Source organism: Rahnella sp. ATs2, from assembly GCF_051851855.1.
In the GTDB taxonomy this organism is placed as follows: domain Bacteria; phylum Pseudomonadota; class Gammaproteobacteria; order Enterobacterales; family Enterobacteriaceae; genus Rahnella; species Rahnella variigena.
Genome location: NZ_JBLYPL010000041.1, coordinates 1 through 11,297 on the forward strand (window position 1 = coordinate 1; position 11,297 = coordinate 11,297).

The 11,297-nt window shown below is 50.1% G+C and carries 15 protein-coding genes; 7 read left to right on the top strand and 8 right to left on the bottom strand.

What is annotated here, in order from left to right; translation table 11 throughout:
• The first annotated feature begins 73 nt into the window (after positions 1-73).
• The 3 genes from ACJY2G_RS25075 (at position 74) to ACJY2G_RS25085 (ending at position 2,215) form a co-directional block, all read left to right on the top strand.
• Complete coding sequence (locus tag ACJY2G_RS25075) at positions 74-463, top strand: VOC family protein (RefSeq protein WP_430320978.1); 390 nt, start codon at positions 74-76, stop codon at positions 461-463.
• Between the two features lie 7 nt (positions 464-470).
• Positions 471-1,817 carry a tRNA lysidine(34) synthetase TilS gene (tilS, locus tag ACJY2G_RS25080; RefSeq protein WP_430320972.1) on the top strand — a complete coding sequence of 449 codons (1,347 nt, stop codon included), beginning with the start codon at positions 471-473 and terminating at the stop codon, positions 1,815-1,817.
• 110 nt (positions 1,818-1,927) lie between these two features.
• Positions 1,928-2,215: a c-type cytochrome gene (locus ACJY2G_RS25085; RefSeq protein WP_430320973.1), complete on the top strand. Its 288-nt coding sequence runs from the start codon at positions 1,928-1,930 to the stop codon at positions 2,213-2,215.
• A gap of 68 nt (positions 2,216-2,283) precedes the next feature.
• On the opposite strand, the gene rof is transcribed toward ACJY2G_RS25085, so the two are convergent.
• Positions 2,284-2,544 (bottom strand): Rho-binding antiterminator, encoded by a 261-nt coding sequence (gene rof / locus ACJY2G_RS25090; protein ID WP_112288342.1) that lies wholly within the window; start codon positions 2,542-2,544, stop codon positions 2,284-2,286.
• Complete coding sequence (locus ACJY2G_RS25095; protein ID WP_015696108.1) at positions 2,531-2,731, bottom strand: YaeP family protein; 201 nt, start codon at positions 2,729-2,731, stop codon at positions 2,531-2,533. The genes rof and ACJY2G_RS25095 overlap by 14 nt, the downstream gene beginning before the upstream one ends.
• A 215-nt stretch (positions 2,732-2,946) precedes the next feature.
• On the opposite strand from ACJY2G_RS25095, the gene ACJY2G_RS25100 reads away from it, so the two are divergent.
• The 3 genes from ACJY2G_RS25100 (at position 2,947) to nlpE (ending at position 4,666) form a co-directional block, all read left to right on the top strand.
• The gene (locus tag ACJY2G_RS25100; protein WP_112288343.1) at positions 2,947-3,507 is read left to right on the top strand and encodes a YaeQ family protein; all 561 of its coding nucleotides are present in this window, start codon (positions 2,947-2,949) and stop codon (positions 3,505-3,507) included.
• The gene (arfB, locus tag ACJY2G_RS25105) at positions 3,474-3,923 is read left to right on the top strand and encodes an alternative ribosome rescue aminoacyl-tRNA hydrolase ArfB (protein WP_369921133.1); all 450 of its coding nucleotides are present in this window, start codon (positions 3,474-3,476) and stop codon (positions 3,921-3,923) included. Before ACJY2G_RS25100 ends, arfB begins: the two co-directional genes overlap by 34 nt.
• A 65-nt stretch (positions 3,924-3,988) precedes the next feature.
• Complete coding sequence (gene nlpE, locus ACJY2G_RS25110) at positions 3,989-4,666, top strand: envelope stress response activation lipoprotein NlpE (RefSeq protein ID WP_430320974.1); 678 nt, start codon at positions 3,989-3,991, stop codon at positions 4,664-4,666.
• 96 nt (positions 4,667-4,762) lie between these two features.
• On the opposite strand, the gene proS is transcribed toward nlpE, so the two are convergent.
• The 6 genes from proS to metN all read right to left on the bottom strand — a co-directional run bounded on the left by proS (position 4,763) and on the right by metN (position 10,434).
• Positions 4,763-6,481 (bottom strand): proline--tRNA ligase, encoded by a 1,719-nt coding sequence (gene proS, locus ACJY2G_RS25115; RefSeq protein ID WP_430320975.1) that lies wholly within the window; start codon positions 6,479-6,481, stop codon positions 4,763-4,765.
• A 118-nt stretch (positions 6,482-6,599) separates the two neighbouring features.
• Entirely contained in the window at positions 6,600-7,307 is a 708-nt protein-coding gene (gene tsaA / locus ACJY2G_RS25120) for a tRNA (N6-threonylcarbamoyladenosine(37)-N6)-methyltransferase TrmO (protein WP_430320976.1), read from the bottom strand.
• Positions 7,304-7,711 (bottom strand): Rcs stress response system protein RcsF, encoded by a 408-nt coding sequence (gene rcsF, locus ACJY2G_RS25125; protein WP_120164100.1) that lies wholly within the window; start codon positions 7,709-7,711, stop codon positions 7,304-7,306. The genes tsaA and rcsF overlap by 4 nt, the downstream gene beginning before the upstream one ends.
• Before the next feature lie 168 nt (positions 7,712-7,879).
• Positions 7,880-8,695, bottom strand: a complete 816-nt coding sequence (locus ACJY2G_RS25130) for a MetQ/NlpA family lipoprotein (RefSeq protein ID WP_112288350.1) — start codon at positions 8,693-8,695, stop codon at positions 7,880-7,882.
• A 61-nt stretch (positions 8,696-8,756) separates the two neighbouring features.
• Positions 8,757-9,410: a methionine ABC transporter permease MetI gene (locus ACJY2G_RS25135; RefSeq protein ID WP_430320977.1), complete on the bottom strand. Its 654-nt coding sequence runs from the start codon at positions 9,408-9,410 to the stop codon at positions 8,757-8,759.
• Entirely contained in the window at positions 9,403-10,434 is a 1,032-nt protein-coding gene (gene metN / locus ACJY2G_RS25140) for a methionine ABC transporter ATP-binding protein MetN (protein WP_120164101.1), read from the bottom strand. Before metN ends, ACJY2G_RS25135 begins: the two co-directional genes overlap by 8 nt.
• Positions 10,435-10,613: 179 nt before the next feature.
• Between metN and gmhB the strand changes: the two genes are divergently transcribed.
• Positions 10,614-11,180 carry a D-glycero-beta-D-manno-heptose 1,7-bisphosphate 7-phosphatase gene (gene gmhB / locus ACJY2G_RS25145; RefSeq protein WP_120164102.1) on the top strand — a complete coding sequence of 189 codons (567 nt, stop codon included), beginning with the start codon at positions 10,614-10,616 and terminating at the stop codon, positions 11,178-11,180.
• Positions 11,181-11,297: the final 117 nt, after the last annotated feature.

Genomic DNA, 11,297 nt, shown 5'->3' on the forward strand with positions numbered 1-11,297 from the left:
TCGTGAGGGCTTTTTATTGACGACTCCGGACAGCCTGAGTAACGTTCACCTCAGAAATCAACAGGACATGACTATGCTTAATCTTCGCCAGATTCATCACATTGCTATTATTGGTTCCGATTATGAGGCCAGTAAACACTTCTACTGCGATATTCTCGGATTCACGTTGCAGGGCGAGTGTTACCGTGAAGAGCGTGATTCCTGGAAGGCCGATCTGGCGCTAAACGGTCAGTACACCATTGAGCTATTTAGCTTCCCGCGACCACCGGAACGACCAACTCGTCCGGAAGCCTGTGGATTGCGCCATCTTGCTTTCAGCGTGGAAGATATCGAACAGTCCATTTCTGCGCTCACTGCGGCGGGTGTTGTCAGTGAACCGGTAAGAATCGATCCGTATACCGGTAAAAAATTCACCTTCTTTAACGATCCTGATGGTTTACCGCTGGAACTGTACGAACTTTGAATATTCTATGAACTCAAGAATTGCCCCGACATTTCTGACTGAGCATCTGCGCCATAAAATCGGTGACGCACGAAAACTTTGCGTGGCGTTCAGTGGCGGGCTGGATTCTTCTGTCCTGCTGGCCGGGCTGGCAGAGTTACGTGATACTACGCTACCGCAGGTCGAACTGCGTGCGTTGCATATTCACCACGGATTAAGTCAGTTTGCCGATGAGTGGATGGCGCACTGCCAGGTGTTTTGCCATCAGCGTAATATTCCTTTTTCCGCCGTTAAAGTTCAGGTCGATGCGCATAAAGGCGGCATCGAAGCCGCCGCGAGAACGGCGCGGTATCAGGTTTTTGCCGGCAATCTGGCTGAGAATGAAATCTTACTGACCGCGCAGCATCTCAACGATCAATGTGAAACCTTTATGCTGGCGCTTAAGCGTGGCAGCGGCCCTGCCGGTCTTTCCGCGATGAGCGCGGACAGCTCGGTTCACGGTTATCGTTTGTTACGGCCTTTGCTGGATCTCAGCCGTGAGCAGCTTGAAGAGTGTGCGGCACGGCTTCAGATCAGCTGGATTGAAGACGACAGTAACCGGGATGCCCGCTTTGATCGCAATTTTCTGCGACTCGATATTTTGCCTGCTCTTTATCAGCGCTGGCCGCATTTTGCCTCGGCTACAGCCCGTAGCGCTTTGCTCTGCGCAGAGCAGGAGACGTTACTGGATGAATTGCTCAGTGAGTCGCTCACAGCGTTAACTGACGATGAGGGCAGTTTGTCAGTCGAGGGTTTGAAGGCGTTTTCGGCAGTAAGGCGCTCTGCGTTATTGCGTCGCTGGCTGGCATCGTGTGGTGCAAAGATGCCTTCGCGGGAACAACTGCAAAGAATATGGGACGAGGTGGCACTCAGCCGCGAAGATGCGCAGGCACAGTTAGTGCTCGGCTCTTTGGTCATCAGGCGTTTTCGCCAGCGTTTGTATTTATTGCCAGAATTCCAGTCACTGAAAGATGTGGTGATCCAATGGGATCCAGCTGAGAAATTAACGTTACCCGACGGGCTGGGGTATCTGAAGGCCGATCCAGATCCTGCCTTGCAGGCGGCTAAATATGTGATCCGCCAGCCCCGCACTGATGAAAAGGTCACTGTGCGTTTTAAGGCGCACGGTGTTATCGAAAAAGTCGGACGGGAACGGGCGCGTCAGGCCAAAAAACTTTGGTCTGAGCTGGGCGTTCCGCCGTGGCAGCGGGATCGTATTCCATTGATTTATTACAATGAACAACTGATGGCTGCACCGGGATGGTTCACCACCCGCCAGTCTCAGCCCGAAAATAATGAAGCGCAGTGGCAGATCGTCTGGTCGGCTCTGCCATAAAAGAATTCAACAGTTTATTTGGGTGAACCTTATTTGCCCGGGGAGTGGTGATGCAGGTGACAGTCGTTGAAAAAACAGTGATAAGGGCAGTAATAGGGAGCGTGGCGTTAATGCTGATCTCTTTACCGGCTTTGGCAGGCGGTAACATTGCTGACGGCAAGTCAAAATCCATTAGTTGCGCGGCGTGTCATGGCGCAACGGGTAAAGCCGTTAATTCAATTTACCCTAATCTGGCAGGCCAAAATGCCGATTATCTGGCGCTTTCACTGCATGCTTACAAGAAAGGTGAGAGAAGTGGCGGGCAGGCGGGCGTGATGCAGGCTTTTAGTTCGTCATTATCCGATCAGGATATCAGTGATTTGTCGGCGTATTACGCCAGTCTGATGCCGCAGAAATAAGTCTGCCTTCAGAAATGCAAACGGGCAATCCTGAGATTGCCCGTTAGGTAAACTGACGACAGTTGAGGCTATTCAGCGCTGACCACAACGGTGCCAATTTCTGGATGGCTAAAGCTTTCAATGTGATCTAAACGAAGATCCCGTTGCTCGCCGTTCGCATCAACCACCAGATATTCCACCTTTTTACGCATTAACAAATCGTTGGCTTTTGCCTCAACAATTTCTCCGCTACGCATCTTCAGCGTCAAAACCAGGTGATGCTGGCAGGCGAGCTCGAGATTATCGTAGTCATCGCAATTGATGGGTTGGTACTCATCATTCATCGACATAATCGCTCACCAATAAGTTAGCGGCGGCATAGGCCGCCTGGTCCCTAACGGAAGACGGAAGTTCAGCATTTGCTGCCACTTCGTCCAATGCTTTCAATACACAGCCCAACGCATCGGGCACATACCCGAGATCGCCACTGGCGATTTCAGAATATTTACGGCGTACCAACTCACAGTATTGTTGCATAAGTTCTCCCTAAAAAGCGTATCCCTCTGAGGAAAGCGCAGAAAGATAAACTCTCAGTATTTAACGACTATAGCACAGGAGAGTGTGAGTTATTAGCCGGCCTGTAAAGGTAAATCGTTTGCGTAAAGCCATTATTGAGGATGACCATCGGGGGAAAACTGGTCGCGGCAGGACGCTTTCAAGTACACTGTGCGTCTATTATCAAGGGGTTTACCATGGCGTTAAAAGCAACCATTTATAAAGCAGCAGTCAATATCGCCGATATGGATCGCAATTTCTTTCATGATGCCAGCCTGACACTGGCGCAGCATCCTTCCGAAACAGAACAACGCATGATGCTGCGTTTGCTGGCATGGATTTATCATGCCGACGAAAGACTGACGTTTACCCGCGGATTAAGCGCGGAAGATGAACCGGAAATCTGGCGTAAGAATGACCACAACGGTATCGAATTGTGGGTTGAACTAGGATTGCCTGATGAGAAGCGTCTGAAAAAGGCCTGTAACCAATCGCGCGAAGTCGTACTTTACGCGTATGGTGAGCGTGCGGCGAAAGTCTGGTGGTCGCAAATCGAAGGGAAAGTCAGAGGTTTTGAGAACCTGCGAATCCGTTATATAGAAGATGAGTTACTGACTCAGTTGACCGCTTTTGGCAGCCGTACCATGAATTTACAGGCGACGTTGCAGGATGGAACTATCTGGCTTTCTGATGCTCAGAGTAATTTAGAAATTCATTTTTCTGAATGGAAAGAGTCTGTTGTAAAAGAAACCAGGTAATCAGCGTGCTAATACTTTCCGGAAAAGTGGAAATACCCGACAGCGAAGTTGAATTGACCGCGATACGCGCTCAGGGTAACGGCGGTCAGAACGTCAATAAAACATCAACGGCTATTCATTTACGCTTTGATATTAAAGCGTCGAGTTTGCCAGAATATTACAAAGAGCGGTTACTCGCGTTCAATCATCACTCTGTTACCGCCGACGGCTGGGTGATTATCAAGGCCCAGGAATACCGGAGTCAGGAGATGAACCGTGAAGCTGCTCTGGCACGGCTTGGGGCATTGATTTCACAAGCGATGGTGGTAGAGAAACCGCGCCGTGCAACAAAACCCACCCGGGGGTCTAAAATTCGTCGGGTAGAAAGTAAAGTTCGCAAGGGTGCGACGAAAGCATTGCGGGGCAAGATACGTTAGCCCTAAATTCGTGCTGCAGGACAATTTTTATCGCAGCACTGTGGAATAGCAGTAGGGGAGAAACTGTGAAAAAAATCATTATAGGAGCAGTGCTGGCGCTCGGGGCGTTATCATTGTTCGGCTGTCATACCGCCGCATTTAACCATGAGAAACCTTTGCAGGCGATGCAGCAAAGTTACAGCGGTGTGTTGCCTTGTGCCGATTGCAGTGGCCTGAAGACGTCACTTTTCCTGCAACAGGACGGAACCTATATCCTGCAGGAAATCTATCAGGGAAGTAAAGACGGCGATCAGGCGTTCGCCAGTTACGGAAGCTGGGCGCGGACGGCCGACAAACTGGTACTGACTGGAAACGATGGTGAGAAACGCTACTTCCATCCGAAAGATGAAAATCTGGAAATGCTGGATATGAGCGGCGAGCCTATCACTTCTCAGTTCAACTATACCCTGAAGCCGGTGCAGCAAAGTTTGCCTAAGACGCCGATGGCACTGAGCGGAATGATGCAATACAGCGCGGATGCTGCGTCGTTTAAAGATTGTGCTACCGGTAAAGTGTTCCCGATGTCGGCCAATAAATCACTGGAAGAAGGTTATCTTGCGACGCGCAAAGCACCGAACCAGCTGGTTTTCCTTTCGATGGAGGGGCATTTCATGACCGAACCATCAATGGAAGAAGGACAGATGCAGAAAGCTGTCGTAGCGGATAAAAACGTTAAGTTTGACGCAACGAAATCCTGCCCTTAAAAAAAAGCTGCCTGCGCAGCACAAACTGAATTGCACAAAAAGAGAAATGCCCGCATAAAGCGGGCATTTTTTACGTCAACAAATCGTTGTCCGATCTTAACGCGGGATCTGACTTAGCAGGTATTCAACGATATCGCTTTGTTTAATCATCTGTTTTTCGCCGGTACGACGGTTTTTGTATTCCAGCTCTTCAGCATCCAGATTACGATCGCCAATCACCACGTGATGTGGAACGCCGATCAGTTCCATATCTGCAAACATGACGCCCGGACGTTCTTTACGATCGTCGAGGATCACATCAATACCGTGTGAGCGCAGTTCTTTGTACAACGCTTCCGCCGCATCTTTCACGCGGAAAGATTTGTGCATGTTCATTGGCAGAATAGCGACCTGGAATGGTGCGATAGCATCCGGCCAGATAATGCCGCGATCATCGTGATTCTGTTCAATCGCTGCAGCAACCACACGAGTCACGCCGATACCGTAACAACCCATGGTCATCACCTGGTTTTTGCCATCTTCGCCCTGAACAGTGGCATTCATTGCTTCTGAGTATTTGGTACCCAGCTGGAAGATATGACCGACTTCGATACCGCGTTTGATAACCAGAGTACCCTGACCATCCGGGCTTGGATCACCGGCAACGACGTTACGGATATCCGCCACTTCTGGCAGCGCAGCATCGCGATCCCAGTTAATACCGAAGTAGTGTTTACCGTCGATGTTGGCGCCTGCGCTGAAATCGCTCATGGCGGCAACCGTGCGGTCAGCCACAACTGGCATTGGCAGATTGACCGGGCCAAGTGAACCCGGACCAGCAGCCACGATTTCACGAATCTCAGCTTCCGTTGCGAAAGTCAGTGGTGCTGCAACTTGTGGCAATTTCTCGGCTTTGATTTCATTCAGTTCGTGATCACCACGAACCAGCAGCGCAACCAGCTTATGGCCGCTTTCTGCGGTAGCGTGAACCATCAAGGTTTTAACGGTTTTCTCAACCGGAACCTGGAACTGTTCTGTCAGTTCAGCGATGGTTTTGGCATCAGGGGTTTCAACAACACGCATCTCTTCAGCAGGTGCAGCGCGTGGTGTCGTTGGTGCTAACGCTTCAGCAAACTCAATGTTAGCCGCGAAATCAGAGGAGTCAGAGAACACCACGTCATCTTCGCCGCTTTGTGCCAGAACCTGGAACTCATGCGATGCGCTACCGCCAATAGAACCGGTATCTGCAAGAACAGCACGGAAATCCAGCCCCATGCGGTTGAAGATCTGGCTATAGGCTGCATACATTGCATCATACGTTTCCTGCAAAGATTCCTGCGTCGTGTGGAACGAGTAGGCGTCTTTCATCAGGAATTCACGGGAACGCATCACGCCAAAGCGCGGACGAACTTCGTCACGGAACTTGGTCTGGATCTGGAAGAAATTCAGCGGCAATTGTTTGTACGAGCTGACTTCATTACGGATCAAATCGGTAATGACTTCTTCGTGGGTCGGACCCAAAACGAATGGACGATCGCCACGGTCAACGAAACGCAGCAACTCGGGACCATATTGTTCCCAACGTCCGCTCTCCTGCCATAAATCAGCGGGCTGAACCACCGGCATCGACACTTCAATGGCGTTCGCGTTGTTCATTTCTTCGCGTACGATGTTTTCGACTTTCTTGAGAACACGTAAGCCGGTTGGCAGCCAGGTATACAGGCCTGAGGCCAGTTTACGGATCATCCCCGCACGCAGCATCAGCTGATGGCTGATCACTTCCGCGTCGGCTGGCGTCTCTTTTAGTGTTGAGAGCAGATATTGAGTAGTACGCATGATGTTGTTGGTTCCGTTAGCACTGCAAATTGCAATCAGGCTGCCAGTGGCAGCCAAAACGTGAAAAGTGGCTTAGTTTACCAGCGAGTTGCTGTTGTCAAAAGAGACGCAGAGGAAATTAGTTTTTGTCCAGGGACAATACCTGATTCAGGGAGCCCGTTACCCGCCAGCGGACATTAAAGTCCAGCAGACGAACAGCGTAATCCCGGTCGGTGGCTTCGCCTTTGCGGTAAGCCGGGCGGGGGTCTTGTCCCAGAACCTGCGTGATAAAACGGCGCAGATGCGGATATTGCCTCGCATGTTCAGCCAGCTGCCGTTCAGCCTGTGGTAAAAATTCGACCGGCATATCGGCATCCGGTGCGTGCTGGGCAAATCCGGCGCGCGCGTCAGGATGGCTTTCTGCAAAGGGAAGATAAGGCTTAATATCCACAACAGGCGTACCATCCACCAAATCCAGACTGCCCAGTTGCAAAATAACATTCTGCCCCTGACAGCTGATCCCTTTCAGCTCGACCAGAGACATTCCGAGCGGGTTGGGGCGGAAGGTCGAACGGGTGGCAAACACGCCGGTGCGCGTATTCCCGCCTAAACGCGGCGGGCGAACGGTCGGACGCCAGCCACCTTCCATCGTCTGATGAAAAATAAACATCACCCATAAATGGCTGAAATCTTCCAGCCCGCGAACGGCTTCGGGCTGGTTATATGGCGCGTGCAGATGTAATTCGCCGCCACCATCCTCAATCAAACCCGGCTGGCGCGGAACAGCAAACTTCTCTTTATAGGGCGAGTGAATCGTCCCTATTTGTTCAAATGAAAATGAGGTCATTTAAACGTGACGTTCAGGGCTGAACCCTGACAAATCGCTTGCTGGAAGCAACCCGGCACACCACTGATGATCTGGCACTGGTGCAGTAATACCGCATTGGCCTTCATATAAGAGGCACGGGTTAGCATTCTTTTACGCGCAGTAGCAAGGCTCGGCGGCGCGTCATTTTGATCACCCTGGCAGGATTCACCGGAGACTTCGCCTAAATCACGGAAAGGGCTACCAACCAAGGCTTCAGCATCTTTATAGAGTTTTACCGGGGCAGGGCGAACCGGAGCCGGTTTAGGTTTGACTGGTTTTGGCTCTTCTTTTACAACGGGTGCAGGAGGGGTTGGCTGTGGATGTTGAGTCAAAGAACAACCCGCCAGCAAAAGCGCCGACAAACAGAGAGGTAAAGCACGCATGGTATATCCTCTGCTTTTTAATATGTTTACAGGAAAGAATGTGGCGTTATTGAACCAAGGTATTGAGGAAATAACAAGGCGGGCATATGCCCGCCTTGAATTTATTTATGAAAGCAATATTTACAGCGTAAGGGGCAGAGCAAAACCTGCTTCCCTGACAGCAACGGATTACCAGCCTTTAACTGCGCCGCCGTTGAAGATTTTGTTCGCTGCAGCGTTAACTTCATCAGACTGGTAAGCCTGAACGAATTTCTTCACGTTTTCAGCGTCTTTGTTATCTTCACGCGCAACGATCAGGTTAACGTACGGAGATTCTTTATCTTCTACGAAGATGCCATCTTTCTCTGGAGTCAGGTTGATCTGGCTCGCGTAAGTGGTGTTGATCACAGCCAGAGCGATTTTCGCATCATCCAGTGAACGTGGCAGTTGTGGTGCTTCCAGCTCAACCAGTTTCAGATTTTTAGGATTCTCAGTCACATCCAGAACGGTTGGCAGCAGACCAACGCCATCTTTCAGTTTAATCAGACCCACTTTTTGCAGCAGCAGCAATGAACGGCCAAGGTTAGTCGGGTCGTTTGGCAGAGCAACCTGATCGCCCTCTTTCAGTTCATCAACAGATTTGATTTTCTTAGAGTAACCTGCGATTGGGTATACGAAGGTGTTACCGACCGGAACCAGTTTGTAACCACGATCTTTAATCTGCTGATCCAGGTAAGGCTTGTGCTGGAAGGCGTTAACGTCGATATCGCCTTTGCTCAGCGCTTCGTTAGGCAATACGTAATCGTTGAACGTCACCAGCTCAACATCAAGGCCATATTTCTCTTTCGCTACTTTCTGAGCAACTTCAGCAACTTGTTGTTCTGAACCCACAATCACGCCCACTTTGATGTGGTTTGGATCTTGTTCTTTTGGTCCGCAACCGACTAATGCCAGCGATCCCAGAAGCGCGCCAACAACGGCAATGGATTTGAATTTGTTAGACATGTCCTTTCCTCAATAAGCGGATATAAATCATTCACAGGGTAGCTATTACAACGGCTATTTCTTATTTATGCGTGACTGCTTTTACGATGCGGTCGCCACAAAATTGAATTAAATACACCAAAACCACTAACAGGACTAATACCGTATTCATCACAGTTGCGTCGTAACCGATATAACCGTACTGATAACCGATTTGTCCCAAACCACCGGCGCCGACCGCGCCACCCATAGCAGAATAGCCTACGAGAGTGATCAGCGTGATGGTGGCTGCATTGACCAGACCCGGCAAAGCTTCCGGCAATAAGATTTTGCGGATGATTTGCATCGGTGTTGCACCCATCGCCCGGGAGGCTTCCACCAGACCGCTTGGAATTTCCAGCAGCGCATTCTCAACCATACGGGCAATAAACGGTGCCGCACCGACGGTGAGCGGAACAATCGCGGCCTGCAAACCGATGGAAGTACCGATAATCATGCGGGTAAACGGAATCATCCACACCAGCAGGATAATAAAAGGAATAGAACGGAAAATATTCACCAGCGCTGACATCACGCGGTAAACGTTTTTATTCTCTGCAATCTGACCCGGACGCGTTACATACAACAGAACGCCAAAAGGCAAGCCAAGTACAAAACCAAAGAAGCCAGAGGTCAGTGTCATAATGACAGTTTCCCAGATACCCCGGCCCATTAACCACATCATTGCCTCAGACATAACCGAGTACCTCTACTTTCACCTGATTCTCATGCAGGAACTGAATTGCCGCCTGAGTGTTTTCTTCTGAACCGTGCATTTCTGTCAGCATAATCCCGAACTTCACGCCGCCGGCATAATCCATCTGTGCACTGATAATATTGTTATTAATGTCAAAGCGACGTACAGCTTCGGAAAGCAGCGGAGCATCCACCGACTGTCCGGTAAATTCCAGACGCAGTAAGGGAACTCGACCTGTTTCTGGTTCTGGCACCATGCGTACGGCGTAATCTTCCGGGATATCCAGATGCAATGTGGACTGAATGAACTGCTGAGCCAGCGGCGTTTTCGGATGAGAAAACATCTCGCTCACTTTATCCTGCTCAATCAGTTTGCCGTCGCTGATGACCGCAACCTGATCGCAAATGCGTTTTACGACGTCCATCTCATGGGTGATGAGCAGGATGGTTAATCCCAGACGACGGTTGATGTCTTTCAGCAATTCCAGGATGGCGCGTGTAGTGGCCGGGTCCAGGGCGCTGGTCGCTTCATCACAAAGCAATACCTTCGGATTACTGGCCAGCGCACGAGCGATCGCCACACGTTGTTTTTGTCCGCCGGAAAGATTCGCCGGGTAAACATCATGCTTATCCTCCAGACCGACCAGACTCAGCAGTTCAGAAACGCGTTTTTTGATGTCAGCTGAAGACAGATTGTCCAGCTCCAGTGGCAACGCAACATTGCCGAATACGGTTCGCGACGAAAGCAGATTAAAGTGCTGGAAGATCATCCCAATCTGGCGACGTGCGCGGGTCAGCGCTTTTTCAGAAAAGGACATCAGATCCTGACCATCAACCAATACCTGGCCTTCGGTCGGGCGTTCCAGCAAATTGACGCAGCGTATCAGAGTACTTTTACCTGCGCCGGATGAGCCGATGACGCCGTAAATTTGTCCGGCAGGGACGTGAAGACTCACGTCAGAGAGCGCGACTATCTGGCGCGCACCCTGCTGGAAAACCTTGGTGATGTTTGAAAGTTTAATCATATTATTTTTTATTCTGTCTTTTTGCCGTGACGTGGTGAAATTAACTCTTCGGGGATCGCCCCCGTAGCATGTCGTGGATGCTAAGGCGTCTAGACGTCTAAGTCAACCAGGTTAGCATTCTCACAGGCAGTGAAAACATGCGATACTCACGCCATTAATCAGGCATCAGGAGCAAATTCGTGGCACAACCTGTTTCAGCAATCTTTCTCGACCGTGATGGTACTTTGAATGTCGATCACGGCTATGTACATGAAATCGATGAATTCCAGTTCATTGATGGCGTCATTGACGCCTGTCTTAAATTAAAGGAAATGGGCTTTCTGCTGGTGCTGGTGACCAATCAGTCCGGCATTGCCCGCGGTAAATTTACTGAAGATCAGTTTATGACGCTGACCGAATGGATGGACTGGTCACTGGCTGATCGCGGTGTCGATCTCGACGGCATCTATTTCTGTCCTCATCATCCCGAAGGCACAGTTAAAGAGTTTACCCAGGTTTGTGATTGTCGTAAGCCGCAGCCGGGTATGTTTTTAACGGCTAAAGAAGAGCTGAACATTGATATGTCTTCTTCATATATGGTGGGCGATAAACTGGAAGACATGCAGGCAGCTGCCTCTGCGGGCGTCGGGCATAAGATTTTAGTGCGGACAGGCAAGCCGGTGACAGAACAAAGTGAAAGTGCAGCTGACGCTGTGCTGGAAAGCCTTGCTGCTTTGCCTTCCTTTATAGCAAAAGCGCAAAAATAACCGTCTTTGGATAAAAAAACGGCAAACGAAATAAAACTGTATTTATTCGCTTGCCATTAAAATCGAACTCCCTATAATGCCGCTCCATCGACAGGGAACAACGTGAACAACATCACT

What these genes read in the sequence shown, in the direction of transcription:
- ACJY2G_RS25075 (WP_430320978.1), top strand. Translation starts at nt 74, where the DNA reads ATGCTTAATCTTCGCCAGATTCATCACATTGCTATTATTGGTTCCGAT.
- tilS (WP_430320972.1), top strand. Translation starts at nt 471, where the DNA reads ATGAACTCAAGAATTGCCCCGACATTTCTGACTGAGCATCTGCGCCAT.
- ACJY2G_RS25085 (WP_430320973.1), top strand. Translation starts at nt 1,928, where the DNA reads ATGCTGATCTCTTTACCGGCTTTGGCAGGCGGTAACATTGCTGACGGC.
- rof (WP_112288342.1), bottom strand. Translation starts at nt 2,544, where the DNA reads ATGTCGATGAATGATGAGTACCAACCCATCAATTGCGATGACTACGAT.
- ACJY2G_RS25095 (WP_015696108.1), bottom strand. Translation starts at nt 2,731, where the DNA reads ATGCAACAATACTGTGAGTTGGTACGCCGTAAATATTCTGAAATCGCC.
- ACJY2G_RS25100 (WP_112288343.1), top strand. Translation starts at nt 2,947, where the DNA reads ATGGCGTTAAAAGCAACCATTTATAAAGCAGCAGTCAATATCGCCGAT.
- arfB (WP_369921133.1), top strand. Translation starts at nt 3,474, where the DNA reads ATGGAAAGAGTCTGTTGTAAAAGAAACCAGGTAATCAGCGTGCTAATA.
- proS (WP_430320975.1), bottom strand. Translation starts at nt 6,481, where the DNA reads ATGCGTACTACTCAATATCTGCTCTCAACACTAAAAGAGACGCCAGCC.
- tsaA (WP_430320976.1), bottom strand. Translation starts at nt 7,307, where the DNA reads ATGACCTCATTTTCATTTGAACAAATAGGGACGATTCACTCGCCCTAT.
- rcsF (WP_120164100.1), bottom strand. Translation starts at nt 7,711, where the DNA reads ATGCGTGCTTTACCTCTCTGTTTGTCGGCGCTTTTGCTGGCGGGTTGT.
- ACJY2G_RS25130 (WP_112288350.1), bottom strand. Translation starts at nt 8,695, where the DNA reads ATGTCTAACAAATTCAAATCCATTGCCGTTGTTGGCGCGCTTCTGGGA.
- ACJY2G_RS25135 (WP_430320977.1), bottom strand. Translation starts at nt 9,410, where the DNA reads ATGTCTGAGGCAATGATGTGGTTAATGGGCCGGGGTATCTGGGAAACT.
- metN (WP_120164101.1), bottom strand. Translation starts at nt 10,434, where the DNA reads ATGATTAAACTTTCAAACATCACCAAGGTTTTCCAGCAGGGTGCGCGC.